The 25,212-nt window shown below is 68.1% G+C and carries 20 protein-coding genes and 1 tRNA gene; 12 read left to right on the top strand and 9 right to left on the bottom strand.

Translation table 11 applies throughout. The features are described 5' to 3' along the window. Nucleotides 1-203 precede the first annotated feature (203 nt). The 6 genes from Q1K70_RS18440 to Q1K70_RS18415 all read right to left on the bottom strand — a co-directional run bounded on the left by Q1K70_RS18440 (nucleotide 204) and on the right by Q1K70_RS18415 (nucleotide 7,967). The gene (locus Q1K70_RS18440) at nucleotides 204-1,775 is read right to left on the bottom strand and encodes a DHA2 family efflux MFS transporter permease subunit (RefSeq protein WP_300162851.1); all 1,572 of its coding nucleotides are present in this window, start codon (nucleotides 1,773-1,775) and stop codon (nucleotides 204-206) included. Then, nucleotides 1,756-2,817 (bottom strand): HlyD family secretion protein, encoded by a 1,062-nt coding sequence (locus Q1K70_RS18435; RefSeq protein ID WP_300162848.1) that lies wholly within the window; start codon nucleotides 2,815-2,817, stop codon nucleotides 1,756-1,758. Before Q1K70_RS18435 ends, Q1K70_RS18440 begins: the two co-directional genes overlap by 20 nt. 124 nt (nucleotides 2,818-2,941) lie before the next feature. Then, nucleotides 2,942-3,391: a MarR family transcriptional regulator gene (locus tag Q1K70_RS18430; RefSeq protein ID WP_300162845.1), complete on the bottom strand. Its 450-nt coding sequence runs from the start codon at nucleotides 3,389-3,391 to the stop codon at nucleotides 2,942-2,944. A gap of 229 nt (nucleotides 3,392-3,620) precedes the next feature. Then, complete coding sequence (locus Q1K70_RS18425) at nucleotides 3,621-4,820, bottom strand: MFS transporter (RefSeq protein ID WP_300162842.1); 1,200 nt, start codon at nucleotides 4,818-4,820, stop codon at nucleotides 3,621-3,623. Next, on the bottom strand, nucleotides 4,817-6,727 hold the full coding sequence (gene asnB / locus Q1K70_RS18420) for an asparagine synthase (glutamine-hydrolyzing) (RefSeq protein ID WP_300162839.1): 1,911 nt from the start codon (nucleotides 6,725-6,727) through the stop codon (nucleotides 4,817-4,819). Before asnB ends, Q1K70_RS18425 begins: the two co-directional genes overlap by 4 nt. 1 nt (nucleotide 6,728) lies before the next feature. Beyond that, a complete protein-coding gene (locus Q1K70_RS18415; RefSeq protein WP_300162836.1) occupies nucleotides 6,729-7,967 on the bottom strand; it encodes a glycosyltransferase family 4 protein in 1,239 nt (412 codons plus the stop codon). Nucleotides 7,968-8,200: 233 nt separating this feature from the next. Between Q1K70_RS18415 and Q1K70_RS18410 the strand changes: the two genes are divergently transcribed. From Q1K70_RS18410 to gluQRS, 5 genes are all read left to right on the top strand, one after another. Next, a complete protein-coding gene (locus Q1K70_RS18410) occupies nucleotides 8,201-9,163 on the top strand; it encodes a chemotaxis protein (RefSeq protein WP_300162833.1) in 963 nt (320 codons plus the stop codon). A 132-nt stretch (nucleotides 9,164-9,295) separates the two neighbouring features. Next, complete coding sequence (locus Q1K70_RS18405) at nucleotides 9,296-9,997, top strand: PilZ domain-containing protein (protein WP_300162830.1); 702 nt, start codon at nucleotides 9,296-9,298, stop codon at nucleotides 9,995-9,997. A gap of 13 nt (nucleotides 9,998-10,010) precedes the next feature. Further along, a tRNA-Ser gene (locus Q1K70_RS18400) sits at nucleotides 10,011-10,100 on the top strand. Between the two features lie 458 nt (nucleotides 10,101-10,558). After that, nucleotides 10,559-12,178, top strand: coding sequence for a B12-binding domain-containing radical SAM protein (locus Q1K70_RS18395; RefSeq protein WP_300162827.1), 1,620 nt, complete (start codon nucleotides 10,559-10,561; stop codon nucleotides 12,176-12,178). A 308-nt stretch (nucleotides 12,179-12,486) separates the two neighbouring features. Next, nucleotides 12,487-13,323: a tRNA glutamyl-Q(34) synthetase GluQRS gene (gluQRS, locus tag Q1K70_RS18390; RefSeq protein WP_300162824.1), complete on the top strand. Its 837-nt coding sequence runs from the start codon at nucleotides 12,487-12,489 to the stop codon at nucleotides 13,321-13,323. A gap of 126 nt (nucleotides 13,324-13,449) precedes the next feature. Here gluQRS and Q1K70_RS18385 read toward each other — a convergent pair whose 3' ends face one another. The 3 genes from Q1K70_RS18385 to Q1K70_RS18375 all read right to left on the bottom strand — a co-directional run bounded on the left by Q1K70_RS18385 (nucleotide 13,450) and on the right by Q1K70_RS18375 (nucleotide 16,728). Continuing rightward, the gene (locus Q1K70_RS18385; RefSeq protein ID WP_300162821.1) at nucleotides 13,450-14,448 is read right to left on the bottom strand and encodes a hypothetical protein; all 999 of its coding nucleotides are present in this window, start codon (nucleotides 14,446-14,448) and stop codon (nucleotides 13,450-13,452) included. 348 nt (nucleotides 14,449-14,796) lie between these two features. Further along, the gene (locus Q1K70_RS18380; protein WP_300162819.1) at nucleotides 14,797-15,486 is read right to left on the bottom strand and encodes a class I SAM-dependent methyltransferase; all 690 of its coding nucleotides are present in this window, start codon (nucleotides 15,484-15,486) and stop codon (nucleotides 14,797-14,799) included. Between the two features lie 111 nt (nucleotides 15,487-15,597). Then, nucleotides 15,598-16,728: an energy transducer TonB gene (locus Q1K70_RS18375; protein ID WP_300162816.1), complete on the bottom strand. Its 1,131-nt coding sequence runs from the start codon at nucleotides 16,726-16,728 to the stop codon at nucleotides 15,598-15,600. A gap of 544 nt (nucleotides 16,729-17,272) precedes the next feature. Here Q1K70_RS18375 and Q1K70_RS18370 point away from each other — a divergent pair. The 7 genes from Q1K70_RS18370 (at nucleotide 17,273) to Q1K70_RS18340 (ending at nucleotide 25,032) form a co-directional block, all read left to right on the top strand. Next, nucleotides 17,273-19,357: a TonB-dependent receptor gene (locus Q1K70_RS18370; RefSeq protein ID WP_300162813.1), complete on the top strand. Its 2,085-nt coding sequence runs from the start codon at nucleotides 17,273-17,275 to the stop codon at nucleotides 19,355-19,357. Then, a complete protein-coding gene (locus Q1K70_RS18365; protein ID WP_300162810.1) occupies nucleotides 19,345-19,923 on the top strand; it encodes a hypothetical protein in 579 nt (192 codons plus the stop codon). The genes Q1K70_RS18370 and Q1K70_RS18365 overlap by 13 nt, the downstream gene beginning before the upstream one ends. Beyond that, entirely contained in the window at nucleotides 19,920-21,320 is a 1,401-nt protein-coding gene (locus Q1K70_RS18360; protein WP_300162806.1) for an ABC transporter ATP-binding protein, read from the top strand. The genes Q1K70_RS18365 and Q1K70_RS18360 overlap by 4 nt, the downstream gene beginning before the upstream one ends. Further along, on the top strand, nucleotides 21,317-22,039 hold the full coding sequence (locus Q1K70_RS18355) for an energy-coupling factor transporter transmembrane component T (RefSeq protein WP_300162803.1): 723 nt from the start codon (nucleotides 21,317-21,319) through the stop codon (nucleotides 22,037-22,039). Before Q1K70_RS18360 ends, Q1K70_RS18355 begins: the two co-directional genes overlap by 4 nt. Nucleotides 22,040-22,221: 182 nt before the next feature. Then, complete coding sequence (locus Q1K70_RS18350) at nucleotides 22,222-23,229, top strand: radical SAM protein (RefSeq protein WP_300162800.1); 1,008 nt, start codon at nucleotides 22,222-22,224, stop codon at nucleotides 23,227-23,229. Further along, nucleotides 23,226-24,368 carry a hypothetical protein gene (locus tag Q1K70_RS18345; protein ID WP_300162798.1) on the top strand — a complete coding sequence of 381 codons (1,143 nt, stop codon included), beginning with the start codon at nucleotides 23,226-23,228 and terminating at the stop codon, nucleotides 24,366-24,368. Before Q1K70_RS18350 ends, Q1K70_RS18345 begins: the two co-directional genes overlap by 4 nt. Nucleotides 24,369-24,393: 25 nt before the next feature. Further along, nucleotides 24,394-25,032: a class I SAM-dependent methyltransferase gene (locus Q1K70_RS18340; RefSeq protein WP_300162795.1), complete on the top strand. Its 639-nt coding sequence runs from the start codon at nucleotides 24,394-24,396 to the stop codon at nucleotides 25,030-25,032. The last annotated feature ends 180 nt before the right edge of the window (nucleotides 25,033-25,212 follow it).

Genomic DNA, 25,212 nt, shown 5'->3' with positions numbered 1-25,212 from the left:
AGCCTGGAGCGCAGCGACGGCATCGCCGGGCCGATTCCGGCCTCGCCGACGCACTCCCGCCCACGAACACCTGTCCACCCGCTTACCCATCTTCCTCTGCCCCATCGAGGGGGTCCGGGGGGCATCATGCCCCCCGGCCGCCGGAGGCCTCGTCCTCTCCCTTCCCCTTCACTCCCCCTTCCACTCCCCTCCCCTTCCCTACCCTACCGCGCCGCCCCCTTGGTACGGCCGCCACGGCGCATGAACCAGGCCGGGACGATGGCCACGGCGAAGACGGCCGCCGTGAGCAGGAAGCTCTCGCGGAACCCGAGCATCCGTCCTTGGGCGGCGACCATTTCCGAGAGGAAGTGGTAGACGGCCTCGGGACGCAGGGCCTGGGAGACGTCGTCGTAGACGCCGGCCCGGGAGAGGAGCAGCGAGACCACGTCCAGTGCGTCGGCGGCGGCGTGGCCGCCGGTCTGGAGGTTGTTGAAGGCCTGGCAGTAGAGGGTGGTCTGGCGTTCCAGGTAGACGGAGAGCAGGCTGACGCCGACCGCGCCGCCGAGCTGGCGCATGAAGTTGATGTTGCCCGCGCCCTGCCCCATCTGGCCGGGATCGAGGACCCGGACCGCGCCGCTGTTGAGGGCCGGGGTGATGCAGCCGAGCCCCAGGCGGCCGAGGAGCACCCAGAAGGTGAAGGTCCAGAAGTCGGTGGAGGTCCCGGCCTCGGTCATGAGCAGGCCGGACCAGGCGAAAAGGGCGAGGCCGGCGATGATGAGCAGGTACGGCGGCACCCGGTCCGCCAGCCGGCCGGAGACGGGCGAGACCAGGCCGATGGCCAGGCCGGCGGGCATGAGCATGAGGCCGGCCTCGGTGGGGGTGTAGCCCTGCACGGTCTGCACGAAGAGCGGGATGAGGTAGGTGGAGCCGAAAAGGCCCATGCCGAGGATGAAGGAGACCACGGCGGCGGCCAGGAAGCGGGGGTTGGCGTAGACGCCGAGGGCGAGCAGCGGGGCGCGGCAGGCGCGCTCGCGGGCGAGGAACCCGGCCCAGGCGCAGGCGCTCGCGCCCAGGGCGAGGCGCACGAACCCGGAGTCCCAGCCCTGGCGCTGGCCGTTGGACAGCCCGGCCAGGAGCGCGCCCACGGCCAGGCAGAGCAGGAGGAAGCCCGGCAGGTCGAAGGGGCCGGTCTCGCGCCTGTCCTGGCGGGGCAGAAACGGCAGGGCCAGCACCGCGCCCAGGAGACACAGGGGCACACCCAGAAAGAAGATGTAGCGCCAGGAATAGTTGTCGATGAGCATGCCGCCGACGGTCGGGCCCAGGGCCGGGGCCACCACGATGCCCAGGGTGTAGATGCCCATGGCCGTGCCGCGCCGGGAGGGATCGAAGACGGTCAGGATGACCACCATGGCCACGGGCTGGATGAGGCCGGCGGCCGCACCCTGGATCACCCGGGAGAGGATGAGCGTCTCCTCGCCGCCGCTCGATCCGCCGAGCAGCGATCCGGCGACGAAGGCGGCCAGGGCGGCCAGGTACGGCGGCAGCGGGCCGTAGGCGGCCAGGGCCCAGCCGGTCAGCAGCATGCTGGCGGTCATGGCGGCCAGGAAGGCGGTGGACAGCCACTGCACCTGGTCCTGGCCCATGCCGAACTCGCCCATGATGTCGGGCATGGCCACGTTGACCATGGTGGAGGACAGCACCGTGGCCACGCAGCCGAGCATCACGGCCACGGTGGCGTACCACTTGTAGGCCGCGCCGTAGCGCGCGGCCAGGGATTCAACGGTGCGAGGCGTCAATGTCCACCTCCACCATCATGCCGGGCCGCAGGGGGTTGTCCCCGGGCTGGTCCACCCTGACGCGCACGGGCACGCGCTGGGCGATCTTGGTGAAGTTGCCGGACGGGTTGGGGCTCGGCAGCAGGGCGAACTGGTTGGTGGCGGCGTTGCCGATGCGCTCGACCTCGCCCGTGAAAGAGCGGCCGGGGTAGGCGTCCACGCTGATTTCCACGGGCTGGCCCGGGCGCACGTCGGCCAGCTTGGTCTCCTTGAGGTGCACCTCGATCCAGACGGATTTGGGGTCGTGGAGCAGCACGAGACGCTGGCCGGGGATGACGAACTCCCCGGGCTCGACGAACTTCTGGTCCACCACGCCGGCGATGGGGCTTTTCACCTCGCGGTCGCCGAGCTCCACCTCCTTCTGGCGGATCTGGGCCCGCACCTGCGCCATGTCCGCGCCGAGCTGCTCGATCTGTTTTTCGAGCACGGCCACGTCGCCGCGCTTGGCCAGGGCGTCGTCCAGGTTGGCCCTGGCCTCGGCGATCTGGGCCCGGGACTGGCGCATCTTCTCCTCGGTCTGCTGGTTGGTGGTGCGGGCCAGGTCCCAGGCCTGGGCGGAGATGACCTTCTCGTCCACCAGGCGCTTGTTGCGGTCGTAGTCGAGACGGGTGCGCTCGAACTCGGCCTGGGCGGCGTGCATGGCGGCCTCGGCTGCGTCGTGGCGGGCCCGGGCGGCGTCCACGTCGCTTTCCGTGGAGCCCCGGGTGACGGCGAGCTGGACGACGAGGCGCTCGGACTCCAGACGCAGGGATTCGAGCCTGGCGCGAAGCGCTTCGGCCTCCAGGGACGTTTCGCGCTGGTCGATGCGCACGAGCTCCTGGCCCTTGGCCACGGGATCGCCGTCAGTGACGGCGCGTTCGGCCACCCAGCCGTCCACGCGGCTGCTGATGGTGACCATGTCGGCCAGCACCTTGGCGTCGTTTTCGGTGACGTGCCGCCAGCGCAGGCCGATCCAGACGGCCAAGGCCAGGGCCGGCAGGATCAGGGCGGCGGCGAGGAGCATTTTTCTGCCGCGCGCAGACAGATGGGAAAGGGACCCCGCGGCCCCCTTTCCGGGAATATCGGGCGTGGACACGATGCGTAACTCCTTGAGAAAAAAACTGCGGGAAACGGACGAAACGGCGGGCTCAGTCCGGATCGCGCCCGAGTGCGCCCAGGTTTGCCAGGACCGCCTCAAGCACGCGGCCGCACACGGCTACGTCCTCCTCGGACACCCCGGCCCACATCTCCTTACGGAACCCGTCCGTGATCCGCCGGATCTCGGCCACGAGCTCCCCGGCGCGCGGCGTCAGGCAGACGTCCTTGGACCGCCGGTCGGTGGGCTGGTCGCGGCGCTCGATGAGCCCCAGGCGCTCCAGGCCGTCGAGGACCCGGACCACGGTGGGCCCTTCGACCCCGACGATCTCGGCCAGCTCCTTCTGGGGCTTCCTGCCGCCGTCGCGGGAAAGGTAGAGCAGGATGAGCCACTTGGCCTGTGTGAGGCCGAGCGGGGCCAGGCGTTCGTCGAGCCTGGTGCGCATGAGCCGGGCGGCGCGGCCCAGGGTGATGCCGATGCGCTCCCGTGGAGACTGGGGCATGGACGACCTCCGTTCGATGCGGCGCTATTTAATAGCTTGCTATCAGTTAGTCAAGGCAACCTCATCGGGAAATCGCCCGGGGTCAAGCGACGCCGGGTCATGCAAAGGAAAAGACGGGAGTCGCCGGCGAGCGTCGCGGCCGGCCGGGAGACGCGCCCGGCGGATTTCGCGGGACGCTTTCAGAACAACAGGACTGTCGGGAAGGCCGCCCCGACCGCGAAGACCGCCGTCAGGGCGTCTTGGCGGCGGGCAGACGGATGCACTGGGTCAGGACCAGGGAGGCCACGCCCAGGCCCACGCCGATGAAGAAGGGAATCTTGTAGTCGACCATCCACAGCATGCCGCCGAGCACGGGCACGACCACGGCGGCGATGTGGTTGATGGTGAATCCCATGGCCATGCCCGAGGCCATGTCCTCGGGCGCGGCGATCTTCTGGTAGTAGGTGCGCACGCCCACGTTGAAGTTGAACAGCAGGTAGTCGAGCACGAACATGATGCCGGCCACGATGTGCGAATCGGTGTAGGCGTAGGTGAGAAAGACCAGGATCATGCCGGCGTATTCGATGGAGAGCAGCTGGCGCTCGCCGAACCGGTTGATGGCCCGGCCGATCATGGGATTGAGGAAGTAGTTGATGGCGTTGTTGATGACAAAGAGGATGGTGATGGACTGGATGGAGTAGTCGAACTTCTTGACCAGCAGATACACGGCGAAAACGATGAAGATCTGGCGGCGCGAGCCTTCGAGGAAGGTGAGCAGGTAGTAGAGCCAGTATTTGCGCCGCAGGTACATCTTCTTTTTCTGGGGCGGCAGGTCGGTCTCGCAGGGCTTCTTGAACAGGCCCCACACGCCGGCCATGGCCACCAGCGCGCCGACGACGGCGAACATGCCCTTGTAGCCCATGGCGTCGGCCAGGAAGTAGATGAGGATGCCCACGGCGATGTTGGCCAGGGCTCCCACGGCCCGCACCCGCGAGAGCACCACCGGGGCCTCGAAGGTGTTGAAATGCTGCAGGGTGAGGGACTGGTTCAGCGGCTCGTAGTAGTGAAAGCCCGCGGACATGACCAGGGTGGTGAGCGTCAGTCCCCAGAAGCTCGGAAAATAGCCCGTGACCGCCAGACCGATGCCGAGAACCAGGACGGACAGCGAGGCGGCGCGCTGTTCGCTCAAAACGAGCAGCACGTAGATGACCAGCATGGAGAGAAAGCCGGGCACCTCGCGGATGGACTGGATGAAGCCGATGGCGTCGGCCCCGAGATGGGCCGATTCCACGGCAAAGTTGTTGATGAGCGTCTGCCAGGCCTGGATGCCGGCCGTCGAGGCGATGGTGGACACGAGCAGGAAGAGCAGGATGTCGGCCCGGCCCGAGGCGCGAAGGGCCGCGCGGGTCAGCGCGTGTTCCGGCCGGGCCGGATCGAGATGGGGCTTCACGGGATGAGACTCGGTTTGCGGCTATCGAGCCACAGTTGCAGGACCAGAAGCGTCCAGAGCTTCTTGCGGTGATCGGCCGCGCCCGTGGCGTGCTCGGTCACCAGCCGCCCCACTTCCTTGGGGTCGAAGACGCCCTGCTCACGCAGGTGCTTCTCGCCAAGCAGCGCATCCACCTGCGGCCGCAGCTGGCCGCGCAGCCACGAGGCCACGGGGATGAGAAAGCCGCGCTTGCCCCGGCCGAGGATCTCCTTGGGCAGCAGGCCGGCCACGGCCTTCCTGAGGAGGTATTTGCGTCTGGTCCCGCGCAGCTTCCAGCGCGCCGGCAGGCGGCAGACGAACTCGGCCACGTCGCGGTCGAGGAAGGGGGCGCGCGCCTCCAGGGAGTGCATCATGGAGCAGCGGTCCACCTTCACCAGGATGTAGTCGAGCATGTACTGCCGGGCGAAGACGTAGCCGACCCGGGCCAGGGGGTCGGCGGCCGGGTAGGCCTCGAAGAGCTCCCGCGTCGGGGCGAAGAGGTTCGCCGGATCGAGGAGCCCCGGCGCGGGCTCCTTCCACAGGTGCGCCTGGGCCTCGGCGGTGAAGGCGGAAAGCCAGGTCTGGACGCGAAGCCATTTCGGGGCCGTGGCCCCGGCCAGGAAGGTGTCGGCCACGAAGCGCGGATTGATGTAGCCGGCCGAGTGCGGCAAAAGCTTGGCCAGGGGCTCGACGATCCCCTTGCGGGCGAAGGCCGGCAGCCTGTCGTAGGCGGCGGCCAGCTTGAAGGCCGGGAAGTACTCGTAGCCGTAGAAAAGCTCGTCCGGACCGTCGCCGCCCAGGGCGACGGTGACGTTTTCGCGCGTCACCTGGGACAGGAGATAGGTCGGCACGATGGACGGGTCGGCCATGGGCTCGTCGAAGCGGGAGACGATCTCGGGCAAAAGCGCGCCGCAGGCGTCGGCCGAGAGGATGCGCTCGTGGTGGTCCGTGGCGAAACGGGCGGCCACGAGCCGGGCGTAGCGCGACTCGTCGTAGGAGGCTTCGGAAAAGCCGATGCTGAAGGTCTTGATGCGGCTGACCATGCCGGCGGTCAGGGCCGCCACGGTGGAGGAGTCGATGCCGCCGGAGAGAAAGACCCCGAGCGGCACGTCGGCCATGAGCCGACGCTTGACGGCCTGGGCCAGAAGCAGGCGCAGTTCGGCGCAGAGGTCCTCTTCCGAGGCTTTCGGCGCAGGGCCGGGCAAGGGCATGTCCCAGTAGGAGGAAGTGGTCAGCTTGCCGTCGCGCCACAGCAGGCTGTGGCCGGGCCGCAGCTTGTACACGTCCTTGTAGATGGTCTCGGGCGTGGGCAGGTACTCGTAGGCGGCGAAGCGCATGAGGGCCGAAACCGGCGTGCGCAGGCGCAGGAAAGGCAGCTTTTCGAAGGCGGTCAGCTCCGAGGCGAAGGCCAGCACGCCGCCCTGCACGGTGTAGTACAGGGGCTTTTTGCCGAAGCGGTCGCGGGCGGCGAAAAGCGTGCGGGACTGCCTGTCCCACAGGGCGAAGGCGAACATGCCTTCCAGGGCGTCGAGACCGTCGGGCCCGTCCAGGAGCCAGGCGGCCAGGATCGCCTCGGTGTCGGAATTGGTGCGGAACCTGAATCCCCGGGCGGCGTAACGGGCCTTGAGCTCGCGATAGTTGTAGATTTCGCCGTTGAAGGTGACCACGGCCCGGCCGTCGGCGTCCTCCATGGGCTGGGAGCCGGCGGCCAGGTCGATGATGGACAGCCGCCGGTGACCCAAAGCGCAGGGGCCGTCGAGGACGAGCCCCTCGCCGTCCGGGCCGCGGTGGCGCAGTGCGCCGGTGGCGGCCGAAAGCCAGGCCAGGCGCTCGGGCTCGGGGGGCGGCGTCTCGGCCAGGGGCCAGACGAAACCGGCGATGCCGCACATGTCAGCGCGCGCCCCGCGCCGTGGTCTCGGCGAAGAAATCGAGGATGGCCCGGGTGTTGGCCTCGGGGTCGAACATGCGGGCCACGCGCTGGCGTCCGGCCTCGGCCATGGCCACGGCCCGGTCGCGGTCGGAGGCCAGGGCCATGATCGCGTCGGCCAGGGCCTCGGGGTCGCGCTGGCGCACCAGCCGGCCGGTCACGCCGTCCTCCACCACCTCGGGGATGCCGCACACGTCGGTGGCCACGGTCGGGATGCCGTGGGCCAGGGCCTCCATGATGACGTTGGGGATGCCGTCGCGGTCGCCCGTGGGGTGCACCACGCTCGGCATGACGAAGACGTCGCTGGCGGCATAGAGCTCGCCCATGCGGTCGTGGCTGACGAAGCCGGGCAAAAAGACCCGGGCGCGCAGGCCGTGGATGCGGATGCGGCGGCGGATGACGGCCGTGGGCCAGGGCATGCCCGCGCCGACCAGGGTGAGCTGGTAGGGGAATCCCCGGCGCGACAGCACGGCGCAGGCGTCGATGAGCACGTCGAAGCCCTTGGTGCGGCAGAAGCGCCCCACGGCCAGCAGCCGGTACGGCGGCTCCATGTGGACCGGGGAGCGGCTTTTGCCGGCCAGCGTCAGGCTGTTGTAGATCTGGCGGATCTTGCCGGCGGCGTCCGGGGCGGTGTCGGACAGGTAGGCGATGTTGGCCTTGTTGTTGGTGTGGATGGCGATGGCCGCGCGCATCTTTTCGGCCAGGGCCCCGTCCTGGGGGTAGATGTCCCCGGCCCGGGCGGAAAAGGAAAAGGGGATGCCGGAAAGCCGCGAGGCCACCCAGGCGGCCGTAGCCGGGCCGTTGGCCCAGCCGGCGTGGATGCGGCGGATGCCGTCGGCCAGGAACTTGCGGGCCAGGGAGAAGCCGGCGCACATGGCCCAGACGTTCTCCCCGGCCACCTCCAGGCAGCTCCAGCGCCGCAGCGGAACGCCGGACAGGATGCGGGCCGTCTCCACCGGGCGGCGCAGCGCCCACCAGGCCATGTCGGCCAGGATGCGCGGGACGGCGGCCAGCCCCAGGCGCGTCACGCCCGGCGCGGCCTGGCGCATGCGGGGGGAAAGGTTCTTCCCGGCCTCGCCGTAAAGGGCGTAGACGGAAAACGGCATGCCGGCGGCCTTGGCGTTTTCCACTTCCCGGAAGATGAAGGTCTCCGAGGGCAGCGGATACCACAGGAGGATATAGGCGGTCTTGGGAAGGCTCAAATCGTATGCTCGCCTGATGGGGGCTTGGCGTTTCGGGGCAACGGCGGCTATGTAGTCCAGGGAACGTCGCGCTGTAAAGCCGTCGGGGCAAAGCCCGTGCAAAGCGCTTGCGCCTCGGCCGGCTTGCGGCTAAGCATACCGTTGGGCTCTGCCGCGCGCGGCGTGTCCGAAGCAGCGACCGGGGCGGTTTGGCATTTTGAGGCGAAAACGGCAAGCGGTCATTCGAGGAAGCCATGGCGCAAACCAACATTCTCCTAGAAACCGGCACCAACGAGCTCGAGATCATCGAATTCTACATCGATGAAGCCCCTGAACCGGGCGTCAAGCCGTATCGGGCCCATTACGGCGTCAACGTGGCCAAGGTGCTGGAGATCATCCGCCTGCCCAAGGTCACGGGCATGCCGCAAACGCCGCATCCGTGCGTGATCGGCACCTTCAACCTGCGTTCCCGGGTCATCCCGCTCATCGACCTGAGCATGTGGCTCGGCAAGCCCATGGCGCGCAACGAGAACACCAAGGTCATCGTTTCGGAATTCAACAAGGTCATCAACGCCTTCATGGTTTCGGGCGTCACGCGCATCCATCGCCTGAGCTGGTCCGAGGTGGAACCGCCGTCGGGCTACGTGACCTCGTTTGCGGCCAACAATTTCACGGGCGTGGTGAAGTTCCCGGACCATATCGTGCTGTTGCTCGACATGGAGCAGATCATCTGGGACTTGAACCCCGCCCTGGCCATGAAGACCGAACGGGAGAAGGAGGCGGCGGCCATCCCCGAGCCGGAGCGTTCGGCCTACAAGACGCTCGTGGTGGACGACTCCAACTCCATCCGGCGGCTCATCGCCACCTACCTGGAAAAGGACGGCTTCGAGGTCCTGCAGGACATCAACGGCCAGGACGCCTGGGACCGGCTGCTGGCCTGGAAGGCCGAGGCGGCCAAGACCGGCGCGCCTCTTTCCAGGCTCGTCAACATGGTCGTGTCCGACATCGAAATGCCGTCCATGGACGGCCACACGCTGTGCAGGAAGATCAAGGACGACCCGGTGCTCAAGGAGCTGCCGGTGGTGCTGTTCTCGTCGCTGATCAACGACCAGCTCTACCACAAGGGGCTTTCGGTGGGGGCCGACGACCAGGTGACCAAGCCCGAGGTGGGCACCCTGGCCGAGCGGGCGCGCAAGCTCATCGAGGAACGCCGCTAGCGGGGCGCGACGACAGCCGCGCGGCGGCAGGAGGCGAATGCGACGCGCCGGCCCCGTCCGCAAGGCGGGCGCGGCGCACGCCTTGCGGACGGGGCGCACGCCCGCGAATCACAGCCGGATGAGGCGTTTTCCATGCGGATGTTGCTCGTTGTCCGCGACGGACGGGCCAAGGATCGGTTTCTCAAGGAACTGTCGGCGCTGGGAGCCGAATGCGACGTGGCCAGGACCTCGGAGGAGCTGCTGGCCGCCACCCGCCATACCCGCTACAACGGCGTGCTCTTCGACGTGCCCACCATCGTGCGCGCCAAGGACATCGACCGCAAGCTTTTGCATTCCCTGGCGGAAATCTACCCTTCCGCGCGGCTTAAGCACGATCCGGCCACGGACGCCATCTTCGCCCTGGGCACGGACGCCGGCCCGGGCAGCCGTGACGGGCTTTCCGTGTTCGTGGCCGCCTGCCGCGATTTCCTGCCCCGGGGGCTTCGCCGCGGGGAGCGGGTGGACGTCAACCTGCCGGCGGTGCTGTGGCGCACCCCGCCCAAGGGCGACGGCGGCGAACGCACCGCCACCCTGAACCTCTCCTATCTCGGTTGCTTCGTCTTCACGGCCGAGGACTGGGCCATGAGCGATCCGGCCTGGGTGGTGTTTCCGGACGTGACGCCCGAGCCTGTGCGGGCGCGGGTAGCCTGGCGCGAGCCCTGGGGCCAGCGCCGGGCGATCCCGGGCGTCGGACTGGCCTTCCTGGAGATACCCGAGGTGCTCTACAAGGAACTCAAGATGCTGGGTTGCGAGCCGGTGGATTTCGAGGTTGCCTCCGGCTGCAAAGCCCTTTAGGTAGCGCTTGCACGGAGGGATGGCCGAGCGGTTTAAGGCGGTGGTCTTGAAAACCATTGACGGGGCGACCCGTCCGGGGGTTCGAATCCCTCTCCCTCCGCCAAATGGCGATCCAGCCAGTCCGATACAATCCCAAAGACCGAGAAAGGCCGCGCAGACACCGGTAAAGTGGGCCCGTTTCCGTCCGATCTGGTCCATCGGCCTCCCGGCAACGGGCGGGCAGCTCCCCGGGGGAGACGCTTTGGCCAAACAGGCAACCGGCAAAACCCAGGCCCTGCCTGGATGGAGCCGGGCCGGTCGCCCTTTCGCCCATCGCCTCTTTCTTTACCAGGCGACACGGTCTTTCTGTCCATTTTTCATCTCGCCAATGCGTTCCCAACAAGATGCCGCGCGCCGGCCGCGACGCGGCCCGATGCCGGCCAATACCGCCGATCCCGATCCGGCCCGGCCGCCCGCCTTGCCGACCGCGGCGCTCGTCGGGAGCGATCGGATCCGTAAATATCGCCCCCTCGGAAATGAATCATGGTGGGTGCGTCCCGAATGTGCTAGCAGGAGAACACCATGAATATTCTCATGCTGCATCCGCCGTTGCCTTTATCGTTTTGGAGCTTTCGCGAGACCCTGGCCATGACCGGGAAAAAGGCCCTGCTGCCGCCCTTGGGACTGCTGACCGTGGCCGCCTTGCTGCCAAGGGACTGGAACATCCGGCTGGTTGATTTGAACGTCCGACCTCTGGTCGAGGCTGACTGGGACGGGATCGATCTGTTGCTGGTCACGGGCATGCTGGTGCAGCGCGAAAGCCTGCTGGAGCTTATCGCCGAGGCCAAGGCCCGAGGCGTCGCCACGGCGGCCGGCGGGGCCTACCCCAGCACCTCGCCCCAGGAGGTGCTGGACGCCGGCTGCGACTTCCTCATCCAGGGCGAAGGGGAAACCACCGTCCCGAAGATGGTCGCCGCGATCGCGGCCGGCCGTACCGGCGGGACGTTCGTGTGCACGGACAAGCCCTCCCTGGCCGAATCGCCCCCGCCGCGCTTCGACCTCATCGCCCTGGGCGATTACGAATCCATGTCCCTGCAGACCTCCCGGGGCTGTCCTTTCGCCTGCGAATTCTGCGACATCGTGAGCCTGTTCGGCCGCGCCCAGCGCCACAAGACGCCGGATCAGGTCATCGGCGAACTGGACGGCATCCTCCGGCTCGGCTTTCGGGGCACGGTGTTCGTGGCCGACGACAACTTCATCGGCAACCGCCCCCGCGCCGTGGCCCTGCTTGAGCGTATCATCGAATGGCAGGCCCGGCATGGCGAGCCGTTCGACTTCATCACCCAGGCCTCGGTCAATCTGGGCCAGGACATCCCGCTGATCGACCTGCTGACCGCCGCCAATTTCTCCTACGTCTTCGTCGGCATCGAATCCCCGGACGACGACGTGCTGATCGCCGCGCACAAGCAGCAGAACGTGCGCAACCCGCTGCTTGATTCCCTGCGGGCCATAACCGCCAACGGCCTCAGCGTCATCGGCAGCTTCATCCTCGGCATGGACGGCGAAAAGGCCGGAGCCGGAGAGCGCATGCGAGCCTTCGCCGAGGCGGCGGATTTGCCTTGGGTCATGGTCAACGTCCTGCGCGCCCTTCCCCACACCGCCCTGTGGGACAGACTCAAGGAGGAAGGCCGGCTGCACGACGGCATCGAGGAGAGCGGCTGGGACGCCCTGACCAATTTCACCCCCTTGCGGCCCATCGACGCGATCTTCGCCGAACAGGTCTCGGCCCTGAGCGCCCTTTACGCTCCGGGAGCCTACCTGGGGCGGGTGTTTCGGGCCACGCTCGACATGCGCCCGACCCGGGCCTCCATGCCGGGGGCCGCACCCAAGGCGAAAGCGGACCCTGCCCTGGTCGTGGCCCAGAAAAACCGCAGCCCGGACTTCACGCCCCTGTTGCGCCTGATCTGGCGGCAGGGGGTGATCGGGGAGGCCCGCTGGCAGTTCTGGCGGCAACTGGCCATCGTCGCCCGGCGCAATCCCAGCCGTCTGCGGCGCTATATCGTCCTTTGCGGCATGGGGGAGAACCTTTTTTCCTTCGTGCGCCACATCCGAGCCCAGGCCGAGACCAGGCGGTGCGCCGCGTCCTCTCCGCAGGCCCCCACGATCGGGCCGCACCCCGCCGTTGCGCATTCGACCGTGTGAAGAGCACCCTGCATCCTCCGGCCGGCGGACTGGCAACGACCGGGGCGACTCCCCCGGCGGGGCCGGCCCCAGGCCCGGGGGACGGTCCTCCACGGACCGCTTTCCATCCCTGGGAGGCCTGGCTGGACGGACTGCGGATCGCGATGGCAGCAAAGAGAGGGGAGCGGGATGCGGGACCGGATGACTTTCCGGATGGCGGCGAAAATCAGAACGAGCTTTACAGTCTATAATCAGTATGTTGCGACGTTGGCCTAAAGCCGTCTCTCCCGGCGCTCTGCCCTGTCGCAACCGAACCGCGCCATGAAGCCATGATCGTCACCCGCTTTGCCCCGAGCCCCACGGGGTTGCTGCACCTGGGCCACGCCTTTTCGGCGTTCACGGCCTACCAGGCCGCGCGCGAGGCCGGCGGGCGGTTCCTGCTGCGCATCGAGGACATCGACCCTGGGCGCTGCAAGCCGCAATACGCCCAGGCCCTCATGGAAGACCTGCGCTGGCTGGGCCTGACCTGGGAGGAGCCCGTGCGCTTCCAGTCCGAGCACGGCGCGGACTATGCGGCCGCACTTGAACGGCTGCGCGACATGGGCCTGCTCTACCCCTGCTTCTGCACCCGCCGCGAGATCGGGGAACTGGCCGCGCCTCAGGAAAACGACGACGCCGGGCCGGTCTATCCCGGCACTTGCCGCGGCCTGTCCGAGGGCGAACGCGCCGCCCTGGCCGCGACCCGCCCCTGCGTCTGGCGTCTGGACATGGCCGGGGCCATTGCCATGACGGGGGGACTCTCCTGGCACGACGAAACGCGGGGCGAGATCGCGGCCGATCCCGGGCGGTTCGGCGACGTGGTCCTGGCCCGCAAGGACGTGCCCACGAGCTACCACCTGAGCGTCACGGTGGACGACGCACTGCAGGGCGTGACGCTCGTCACGCGCGGCGAGGACCTTTTCGCGGCCACGGACGTCCACCGTCTGCTCCAGGCGCTCCTTGGCCTGCCCACGCCCCTTTACCGCCATCACAGACTTTTGCGCGACGCCACGGGCCGCCGCTTCGCCAAGCGCGACAAGTCGCTGACCCTTCGCGCCCTTCGCCAAGCCGGGAAGACGCCCCGGGATGTGCGCGAGATGGCCGGCTTCGACAGCCTTTCCTTTTGACCGCGAACCAAGATGCCCCCATCGGCTTCCCGGGCCGGACTCCCCGAGCAGAGCATCAATGATGCGGTCCGCGTCTGCCCTGGCGAGCCGAGGGGCATCTCCCGCTTCCTGCCCGTCGGAGAACGTTCAACGACCCGCCGTCCCGGTTGCGGCCGCCTTTGGCGACACGGCCTCGCCCCGGGGGCCCATGGCCGCGGCCAGGGCCGCGGCCACGCGGCGGCGGCCGGCCAGATCGAGGTGCTCGCAGGCGTATTCACGGTCCACGAACCGCTCCTCTGGCAGCAGCGCGGTCAAGTCCAGGCAGGTCGCCCCGGCGTCGCGCAACGTCCGCGCCACGAGGTCGGCGCTCGCGGCGACGTTGGCGGCGAGTTCCCGGCCGACGAGGCGCGTGCCGCCTTGCACGTCGATGGGAGTCAAATAGAAGACCACAGTCACGCCGGCCCGTTCGAGCCGTAGCGCCGTGTCCGTGAGCGCCCGCAGCATGGGATGGTCCGGCGAGAGGCGCGACATGTAGTTGTTGATGAAGTGCTCCCGCCGACTCGCGTCCTCAGGCGACAAGCCCGGCGCAGGCTCTCGCAGGAGCTCGTCGCGCCGGGCGTGCATCGTCACGAAGAGGTCGCCGTAGGCGTCCGCGGGCCGTTGCGCCCGGCGGGCCCAGTAGCCGGCCGGATCGCCCTTCCCCGACCAGGCCCAGGACGGCACGTCCGCCGGGGACGGCGCGTCGGCCAGCAGGCGCAGATAGGCCACCGTGGCGGCGTATTCCCAGCGCGGGGTGAAGAGCCAATCGTCGGAAAAGGCGCGGAGGTTGACGGAAACGACGGCCAGTCGCGGCCGCTGCCGCGCCTGGGCCACGAGGCCGGCGTACTCGCGAAAGAGCACCGCCGTGTAGCCCGCGCCGCTGACCGGGTAGAAGTCGAGACCCGTGGCCTGGCCGAGCATTTCGGCGATGGTCGTGCGCGGCTCGTCGTCGGTATGGCCGCCCATGACCGAGTCGTTGCAGAAAAACGCCGTGATCGCGCCGTCCTGAAGGGCGTCCCGGAACCTCCGCGCCACGGCGTTGTGGAAGGCATCGAGGAATTTGCCTTGGACCGCGCCCGCGTCCGGCGTCGTGGTCGCCTCGTTCACCGCTCTTTTGTATTCAACGACAAGGCTTTTGTACTCTCTCGCGAAGACGACCGCGCCTATCGCCGCAATCATCACAACGGCGGCGACCATCGATGTTCGCGACACGCGAAATAATTTCATACCGTACTATCGGTCATGCAACGGCACATCTCTATCCCACTTTCTGCGGCAATCGGCGCATTGGCCGCATACTCTTGACCGTACTCCATTTTTAGCGATTATGTTCTGCCGCGCAGAAAAGTGCAACAGCTTTCGGCGACGGCGGAGCGCCCCCCCCGGGGAAAGGGATGCCTGCCCATGCAAGAGGGCGACGCGGGGAAGACTGCGGTGTTCCCTTAAGGGATGCAACTAGGCGTAGGCCACCCAGCCGCGCCAGGTGAAGGCGGCGTAAAAGAGGCTCACGCCCGAGAAACCGGCCTGGCGCAGGATCGCTTCGTCCTCTTCCGGGGCAAGCGTGCGCAGGCTTCGCGTGATGGCGTCATGGGATTCCCGCGCCTGTTCCCGAGGCACGCCCGAGGCCACGGCGAAGGCCTCGAAGCGGGAAAGCCACAGGGCGCGCGCCTCCTGCGGAAAGCTGGAATGGGCCACGACGAAGGGAGCGCCCGGCCGCAGGCGGCGGCGGACCTCGGCCGCCGCGCGCTGTCGGGCGTCGGGATCCAGGAAATGCAGAGTCAGCAGGCAGGCGGCGGCGTGGAAAGGCCCCGGCGGGGCGGCGTCGATCTCGCCCTGGTGCAGGCGCACGCGCGACGCAAGCGGCCCGAGGATCTTGCGGGCCAGGTCCAGCATGGCCGAGGCCGGGTCCACGCCGTCGAAGGTCCAGCCCGGACAGGAGTCGGCAAAGGCCTTGAGCTCGAGCCCGCCGCCGGCCCCGAGCACCAGGACCCGCGCCCGGGCCGGAGCCCGCTCGGCCAGCAGGATCGTCGCCATCTTGTGGAGGTCGGCAAACCCCGGCACGTGGCGCGGCGGCCCCTGGACATAGCGTGCCACGGATTCAGGATCGTCAAAGGTGTCGAGGAGTTCGTTTCTTTCGCCGGCCATGGGTCCTCCGGAATGCGCGGTCCGGGCGGACGAAGCGGCAACCGCCGGCGAAAACGCCTGGCCGGACGGACGCCTCGGCGACCGCCCCGCCCCGGCGATCTTCGGCGCAACCTATTCGAGCTTGAAGCGGATGGCCAGAAGCGCCCGGCTCGCCACGGGCTGGCCGTTGCGCTTGGCCGGGAAGAATGTGGACTTGCGCACGGCTTGGAGGGCTTCCTCGGCGAAGTCGAGCCCGGAGTGCTCGACGATTTCGGCGCTGCGTAGCGCGCCTTCGGCGTCGATGAACAGGCGCAGGACCACCTTGCCCTCCTGGTTCCCCCGCTTGGCCTCGCTCGGGTAGTGCGGCAGGGCGCGATGACGGAAGGTGGGGCCGTCGCCCCGACCGAACTGGCCCACGTACTCGCCGCCGCCTCCGCCGCCGGGACCTTCGCCGCCAAAGCCGCCCGGCCCGGCCCCCTGTCCCGGTCCCTTGCCCGGGCCGGGCCCGGCCGCATCGCCGCTCCCCGTGCCCGTACCGGTCCCCTGCCCCATGGCTTCGGGCGTGGCGGCGACGGCCGGGGCCTGGGCCGACGGGGCCGCGCTCGGCCGCGCCTGGGACTTGGCTTCCCGGCGCGGCTTGGGCGCGGGTTTGGGCGCGGGCTTCGCTTCGGGCCTTGGTTCAGGTTTGGGTTCGGGTTTCGGCTCCGGCCGAGGCGGCGTCTCCAGCGCGGCCACGGGCACGGGCGCGATGGCCGGCTCCGGTTCCCTGACCGCTTCCGGCTGGGGCGTTTCCGGAGCTGCGGTTTCCAGGCGTTCGTCGAGGCCGTCGGGATCGGGCGGCGCGGCGGCCGGCGGTTCCTGCCCGACGGGCGGCGCGTCGGCCGGTCGGCCGGAACTTCCCCCTCCGGGCAGTTGCCCGTCCCCGCCGCTGCCGCCCGGCCCGGCCAGGCTGCCGAGGTTGAGCTCCACCACGGTTTCCATCGGGCCTTCGTCCGGGGAGAGGGAAAACGCCCCGGCCTGGGCCAGGGTCAGCAGCAGTACGGCATGCAGCGCCAAGGAGACGGCAAGCCAAACGCCTGCCCTGTTGCACAAGGGGCAGGACGCCTTGACCGTCTCAGCCTCGGGCTTGGCCGCATCGAAGAGCCTCTCGCCGATGGCTTCCAGCTCCTCCAGGGCGCACTGCTCGCAGATGACCGGCCCGGCATCGAGGCAGGCCGCGTCCAGCTCTCTGTCGTGGAACATTTCCTGGCTTTGGCATTCCATGGCGTTCTTGCATCCCGTCAAGACGAACAACACAGCCGCATAGAAAATAAGACACACGCCATCACGATTTTAGAACAATCGTGAACTCTTGCTATTTGTTCGAGCTTTCCCTATGACACCGCCATTGTCAAGGCGGTATTATCCGCACTGATTGTCATGACTTGCATGCAATGTCACGTGGCTTGCACATTATCGTGTCACTGCATTTGCGCTGCTCTATTGTCATGGCAATTTGACTATTCGTGACACTGCGCGCCCGTGCGAGAAGCACGGCGTGCCTGGACCGGATTGCCCGGGTCAGCCGACCGCCGCGGTCATGCGGTCGTCGGCGTGGGGGACCAAGGGCATATTCCGGCCGGTCGCACGGACAGGGGCCGACGGCGTGGGGACGTCGCCGGCTCCTGCGCGGGCAACCCGCCCCGCCGGCTCACGGCGGGCTGACGGGCGGACGGGTCCAGGCGCGCATGCCGAGTCACGAAACAGCGATTCGAGAGAGAGGATGCCTTCGGAACTATCAACAGCAGTCCGACAAAGGGGAGGGAGTATGAAACGTTTCATTGCCTTGTCGCTTCTGGCGCTGTGCCTCGCGCCGTCGCTGGCCCTGGGACAAAGCGGCCAAGGCGACGCGGACGCCAAGATGGACGACATGGTGGTCACGGCCACCCGTACCGAACAGCCGCTCAAGGAAGTGCCCGGCCGGGTCGCGGTCATCACCAGGCAGGAACTCAAGGACATGCCCGTCCAGACCGTGGACGAGGCCCTCTCCTACATCTCCGGCGCCCACGTGGAGCGCCCGAGCGGCATCTTCAGCTTCAAGTCCGTGGTGTCCCTGCGGGGGCTCGGCAACGAGCAGGGCCGCACATTGGTGCTCATCGACGGCGTGCCGCAAAACACCTCGGACATGGGCGACGTGAACTGGAACCGCATCAACCTCGAGGACGTCAAACGCATCGAGATCCTCAAAGGACCGGCCGCCTCCATCTACGGCAACAACGCCATGGGCGGCGTCATCAACATCATCACGGAAAAGCCCACCAAGGTCGTGTCCGGCTCGGCCTCGACCAGCTACGGCACCTACGACGACTGGAAGGTGCGGGCCGTGGCCGCCGGGCGCACCTCGGAATCCTTGAGCAACGCCCTCTACGCCCGGGTGTCGGCCCTGTACCACAACTCCCCGGGCTACATGGCCACCCCCAGCGACGAGCAGACCCTGTGGTCGGTCAATTCGTTCATCCAGGAAAAGACCCTCAACGCCAAGGTCGGCTGGGACATCGCCGAGGGCAACAACCTCGAATTCCAGTACACCAAGGACAACCAGAAGGCCGGCGAAGGCACCAAATACTGGGCCTACGACGGCGTGCACCGCGGCTACGACACCGACGCCTGGCAGGGCAAGTTCACCGGGTCCTGGGAAGGCTGGTCCACCATGATCAACGCCTACTTCACGGACATCCACTATGACCGCACCAACGAATCCTGGTCGACCGTCACGGACCTGTCCACCTACTCCCGCATCGACACCAAGGTGAACCGCAAGCAGTACGGCCTGCTCACCAACGTGTCCAAGGAGATCGGCTTCAACACCGTCACCGTGGGCTTCGACTACGGCGTCGGCATCATGGACGGCACGGACTACTACCGCACCGCCCCCAACTTCGCCACGGACTTCGGCAAGATCCGCAGCTACGGCGTCTTCGCCCAGGACCAGCTCAAATTTCTCGACGACAAGCTCATCTTTCTCGGCGGCCTGCGCTACGACAACGCCACCACCTTCGACGGCCACTACGACACCAACCTGTCCAACCTGAGCAAGTACACCGAGTACTATCCCGACCACACCTGGGACGCCTGGAGCCCGCGCGGCTCGGTCAAGTACTTCTTCATGGACAACCTGAGCGCCTACGCCTCCTACGGCCACGCCTTCCGCGCCCCGCTGCTCGACGACATGTACCGCAGCGGCAAGATGAAGGGCGGCACCAAGATCTCCAACCCGTCGCTCGGCCCCGAACAGCTCGACTCCGTGGAAATCGGCTCGGACTACCAGCCCGTGGAGAACGTGCGCCTGTCCGGTTCCGGCTACTTCTCCGTGGCCAGAGACCTCCAGTCGTACATCACGGTCGCCTCCGGCATCTACCAGAAGCAGAACATCGGCCAGGTGCAGATCTGGGGCGCGGAGCTCAACGCCGAATGGGACCCGTTCAAGTTCCAGAACATCGACCTGCTCAAAAAGTTCACGCTCTTCGGCAACTACACCTTCAACGACTCGCGCGTCACGGACTTCCCCGGCCGGCCGGACCTCGTGGGCAAGCTTCTGCCCATGGTGCCGCAGAACTCCTTCAACCTGGGCTTCACCTGGCTCAACAAGTACGTGAACAACAAGGTCGCCGTGCAGTACGTGGGCCTTATGTACTACGACGACCTGAATACCGACGCCAACATCATACCGCCCCACGCCCTGGTCAACGCCAAGCTCTGGCGCAACCTGGACTTCCTCGGCCGCTACGGCGAGAACTTCACCGTGTCCTTCACCGCCGAGAACCTCCTCGACCACCAGTACGTGGACGCCCACAATCCCAACACGCTCAACGTCGGCCGGATGCTCTTCCTGGAACTGTCATGCAAGTTCTGAAAAAGCGCGGGCTCACCACGGCCCAGGTCGTGTTCTTCGCCTCCATGGTGGCCTTGGACTTCGGCTGGGGCGTGGTATTTAAAACCGCGCTCCAGCTCACGGCCATCCACCAGGTGGCGCGACTGGAAATGGTCGTTTCGGTCATGCTCATGGTGCTCACGCGCCTGATGCTCGACCGCTTCGGCACGCTCATCGCCTACGAACTGGCCTGGGGACTCCTGGCCGCCGTGTTCATGCCGGCGGCCGGGGGCGAGCCCGGTTTCATCAAGCTCGTGCCGGCCTTGACGCAAGGCGTCGTCTACGACGTCCTGTTCAGCCTGCTGCGCCGGTCCCTGCCCCGGGCCCGGGCCTACGTCGCCGTCCTGGTCGGCGGGCTCGTCGGCCCCACGGCGGCCATGGCCGTGCGCGTAGCCATGGGCATGCCCTGGGCCTCGGCCACCAAGTTCCTGTTCGGCATCTCCCTGGTCACGTCCCTGGCCATCAACGCCTGCGGCGTGTGGCTGGCTTTCCTGGTCTGGAAACGGGTCAACGGCCTGCAGGCCGTGGCCATGCTGCGAACGGCATGATCGAACTCGAAAACGTCGCCTTCACCCCGGCCGGGATGGACAGGCCCATCCTCTCGGACGTGAGCCTCTCCATCGCCCCCGGGGAACGGGTGGGCATCGTCGGGCCGTCGGGCTCGGGCAAGTCCACCCTGGGCTTCCACCTGTGCGGGGCCCATCGCCTGGCCCTGGCCGGCGAAACCGCCGGAACGCTGCGCTACGACGGCCGGGACGGGGCCGAGGGCGCGCCGCGCGGTTTCGCCGGCCTGGTCGGGCAAAACCCCGAGGCCCAGCTGTTCTGCCGCACGGTCTATGAGGAGCTGGCCCTGGCCCTTCGCGTGCGCGGCGAGTCCGAGGACCGCTGCGCCGCCGTGGCCGGGGAACTTCTCGACCGCTACGGCTTCGCCGCCAAACGCGACATGCCCGTGGGCAAGCTGTCCCTCGGCCAGAAGCAGCTTACCGCCGTCCTGTCCATGCTGGCCATGGAGCCCCGGGTGCTCCTCCTGGACGAACCCACGAGCTACCTGGACGCAGCCGCCTCGGACCGGCTCTTCGACCACCTGGGGCAGCTTTGCAGCTGTCACGGCTGGATCGTCCTGGTCATCGAGCACGACCTGGCCCGCCTGGACGGCTTTGCCGAACGCGTGCTGACCGTCACCGGCGGCCGGCTCACGGCCGACGGCCCCCGGTCTTCCTTGAGGCCGAAACCCGTGGCGGACATGGCCGCCGGGCTTCCCCCCTTCCCCCCGGCCGGCGACGGCGAACCGGCCGTGGCCTGCGAGGGCGTCCGCTACGGCTACGCCAAGGACCGGCCGGTCCTGGCCGGCCTGGACCTCGTGGTGCGCCCGGGCGAATCCGTGGCCCTGCTCGGGGGCAACGGCGCGGGCAAATCGACCCTGCTGCGGCTCATCAAGGGCCTGGCCAAGCCCAGCGCCGGCGAGGTCCGCCTCGGCCCCGGGCTTACCGCCGCCCGCGACGTGGGGCTCATGTTCCAGAATCCCGAGGAGCAGATCTTCGCCCACACCGTGGCCGCCGAATGCGGCTACTGGCTGATCAACCTGGGCCTGGCCCGGCAGGAGCGGGAGCAGCGCTGCGAGGAACAGCTCGCTCGGCTCGGGCTTTCCGGCATGGCCGAGCGCGCCCCCTTTTCCCTCAGCTTCGGCGAGAAGCGCCGCCTGTGCCTGGCCTCGGTGCTGGTCGCCGAACCGGCCGTGCTGTGCCTGGACGAGCCCACCACCGGCCTCGACGACGCCAACATGGCGGCCATGGCCGGCCTGGTGCGGGAGTGCGCCGCCAAGGGCCAGGCCGTGGTCTTCGCCACCCACGAGGAGGCCTTCGCGGACCTCGCCGCCAGCCGCATCGTCAGGCTCGAGGGCGGGCGCATCGTCTCCGACGCCCCCAACCCCTGGACGGTCCCATGATCAGCCTGCTCAAGGGCGCAAGCGCCCTGGCCAAGTGCTTCTTCGTCCTGTCGCTTTCGGCCTACGCCTTCTACTGCCAGGACTGGCGGGTGCTGGTGGGCCTGGTCGTCCTTCTGCTCGGGCTGCTGGCCTTGGCCGGGGACATGGACAGGATGGTGGGGTTGATGTTCGTGGTCTTCGCCGCCTCCCTGCCCACGCTTCTCCTCCTCTTCCTCCTCGGCGGCATCGAAAAGGCCGACGACTGGCGAAGCGGCGTGCTGCTCGGCCTCGACTGGCTGTCGGTCTTCTCCCTGCGCCTGATGCTGCTCGTTTTGGCCGACATTCTGGTCGTCAAGTGGACGACCTTCTCGGACATGCTGCTCTCGCTTCGCGCCCTGCACCTGCCGGGCAAGCTGGTGCTTTTCTTCTCCACCCTGGCCACCATGGTCCCCAACGTCTTCGGCCTGGCCATGCATGTGGTCGAGGTGCAGCGCTGCCGGGGGTTCGAGACGAAAAAACTCCTCAATCCGAAAAATTTCCTGCCCCTTTTCGTGCCGGTCTTCCTGGCCCAGATGAAGCGCTCCACGGACCTGGCCCTGTCCCTGGAGCTGCGGGGCATTTCCGGCCGGACGCTCTCCGGCGGCGGCCGGCTGTCCTTCGGCCCGGGCGACGTCCTGCTGGTTGCGGCCGCCCTGGCGATCTGGTGCGCCGGCCGGGGCTGGCAGGGCCTGCCGGGTTGATGCCGTCTCCCATGCAAATATTGAGGCAATCAACTGCAACCTATTTATATTGTTTCTATATTTTACAAAACCTTCGCGGCGTCTTTTGAGGAAAACGGCCCTGTGTTAGGGCTGCGATACGGTCATGTCGCGACGCCCCACCGCCTCCTGCGAGGCGCGGTGGGCAAGCAAGGAGCGTCTTCATGGAGTGCGACTACTGCGAACGACGCTGCCGGCTCGGGCCGGAGAGCTTCGGCTATTGCAAGATGTACCGGGACGAAGGCGGGCGGGCGACCGAGCGCTTCCCGGACAAATGGTGCGCCTACGGCATCTCGCGGGTGGAAACCATCCCCTTCTACCACGCCTGGCCCGGGGCGCGCTGCCTGGTGGTCGGCACGGCCGGCTGCAACTTCAACTGCCGCTACTGTTCCAATTCCGAGGTGGTCAAGGTCGATCCGGCGGGTCTCATGGACGTCATGCTCGACATCGCGCCCGCGTCCCTGGTGGACAAGGCGCGCAAACACGGCTGCCACGCCATCGTCTTCGCCGTCAACGAGCCCACCGTCTCCCTGCCGACCCTGGCCCGGGTCGCGGACGAGGCCAGGCGGGCCGGCATCGTCATGGGCTGCCTGACCAACGGCTACGGCACGCCGAAGTCCACCAAGCAGCTTGGGGAAATCTTCTCCTTCCTCAACATCAGCCTCAAGGGCCTGTCCCGGGAATTCTGCGTCGACTACCTGAGCATCCCGGACGCCGGGCCGATCCTGCGCAACATCGAGGCCCTGGCCGCCACCTGCCACGTGGAGGTGACGACTCCCGTCATCGAGGGGGTCAACGACCACGAACTCGACGACATGGCCGCCTTCCTGGCCGGCATCCGGCGCGACATCCCCTGGCACGTCTTCCGCCTGCTGCCGGAATACCGCATGCGCGAGGAGGACTACCCGAGCATCGAGGTCGTAAGCGCCAAGGTCGAGGCCGTGGGCAAGCGCCTGGACTACGTCTATTTCCACAATTTCATCGGCTCGCGCTGGGTCAACACCCTGTGCCCGTCCTGCGGGGCCGTGGCCATCGAACGCCACAGCCTGGGCTGCGGCGGCGACAAGCTCGACACCTTCCACGCCGCGGGCGGGTCCTGCCCGCTGTGCGGCGGCCGCATCGCCCTGCACGGCGACCACGTGGCCTGGAACGCCAAGGAGGCGACGGCATGACCCTGGCCATTCTCGACGCGCGGCAGTGGCAGCAGACCGTGGACCTGCGCTCGGGCCGCCCGGCCGATGCGAACGGGCCACTCGTGCCCATGGTGGGCGAGGTGCTCGGCCGCCACCCCTTCCCCGGCGACCGCGACGACGCCAGCAACGCCTGGGTCACGGACACGGCCCTGGATTTCGTGCGCCACTACGATCCGGGCTTCGCCTTCCTGTCCTACTCCCAGCAGTACTATTCCAGCCGCTACGGCGCGCTCCCGCCCGAGGTGCGCCGGGCCTACGTCGACAACGCCTTTGCCGAGGCGGCCCGCTTCGCCCGGGAATCGGGCATGACCACCGTGCTCGTGGGCACGGGCGAGCTCGTCCCGGCCGCCGACGCCATCGACCTGGAGGATCTGGACGGCCTGGCCGTGTCCAGCAACTGGTGCGCCCACTACGCCGGCATCTACAACCCCTCCCGGCGCGACCTGGAAAGGCTCTCGCGCCATCCGCACATCACCCGCGTCGTGTCCAAAAAAGACATCCTCGAGCAGTTCGGCGGCGGCCCGGACGACGGTTCCCGGCTCCCGGACCACATGGCCGTGGCCGCGCGCGGCTGCTATTTCAAGGGCACCTCCCTGCGCCGGCTGGTCATGATTCCGGAGCCGAGCGACGTGATCCCGGTCTCCCAGAACCTCGGCCCCGCGCCGACCATCCTCGACATCCGGCCGCGCCTGCTCGACCTCCTCGCCGCCGGCAACCGGGTGGCCCTGGCCATCATCGAGGGCGTGGGCTGCTCGGAATTCCCCGCACCCTACACCACCTGCGAAAACGGCAAGGACTGGCTGCGCTACGAGCCCGGGGACGCCCAGTTCCTGGCCATCTCCACGGGACGCCACCCCATCTTCCAGCACAACGGCGGCTACCGCTATTACCTGGACGACGGCGAGCGAAAGCCCTACCCCTTCTCCGGCTATTTCAAGGAGCTCCCGGACGGCGTCATCGGCAAGGCCTACCCCGGCCGCAGCATCGCCGTGGGCAATCGCAGCATGTTCATGCACGTGTGCACCGGCTGCGACGTCACCTGCGAATGCTTCGCCCGCAACCTCTACAACCAGGGCCTCATGGCCGTGCTGTTCCGCCAGGACAAGGCCGTCTCCTGACGGACGGCGGCATGAGGGAATCGTCATGACGCAGGAAACCATGGACGGCCCCATGGACCCGGAAGGCTTCCTTTCCATCGCCCGGGAGGTGTTCGCGCCGCTCTACCCCTTCTACGCCGGCCAGTTCCTGGACTGGTCCGGGCTCAGGCGCGGGCTGTGCCTGGACCTCGGCTGCGGCGGCGGAGACCTGGGGCTGGCCGTGGCCGGGCAAAGCGATTTCACGGTGGTCCTCATGGACCGCTCGCCCGTCATGCTGGCCGCCTCGGCCCGGCTCGCCAGGGAGCGCGGGCTCCAGGGCCGGGCCCTGCCCCTGGCCGGCGACGCCTGCGCCCTGCCCCTGGCCGACGGCTGCGCGGACCTGATCGTCAGCCGGGGCTCGCTCATGTTCTGGCCGGACCTGCCGCGCGCCTTCGCCGAGGTGCGCCGGGTGCTCTCCCCGGGCGGCACGGCCTGCCTCGGCGGCGGACTGGGCACGGCGGAAATGCGCCAGGACATCTGCCGCAAGATGGCCGGCCGCGACCCCCGCTGGGCCTCGGGCTCCCCGCCTCCGCCCCGACCGGGCACGAGTCCGAGGAACCATGAAAAGGCCCTTCGCGAGGCGGGCGTGACGCGCTACCGCATCGTGCGGGAGGACACCGGCCACTGGGTCGTGATCGGCGGGTAGGGTTGGAGAGAAAGGCTGCCTCCGGCGGCCGGGAGGGGGTGACCCCCTCCCGGACCCTCCCCGACGGGTGCGGGTGGGAAGGCGGTCGGGGACGGCAAGCGGCGTTGCGGGAGACCATGTGGTCGCGGAATTCCGGGCAACCCGCAGGCCGCAAAGCCGGCCAGCACGTTGCCCGGAATT

The organism is Solidesulfovibrio sp. (assembly GCF_029978005.1).
GTDB lineage: Bacteria > Desulfobacterota > Desulfovibrionia > Desulfovibrionales > Desulfovibrionaceae > Solidesulfovibrio.
Note: the sequence above shows the minus strand (reverse complement) of the source record. Positions and strands in the feature narration are given on the sequence as shown.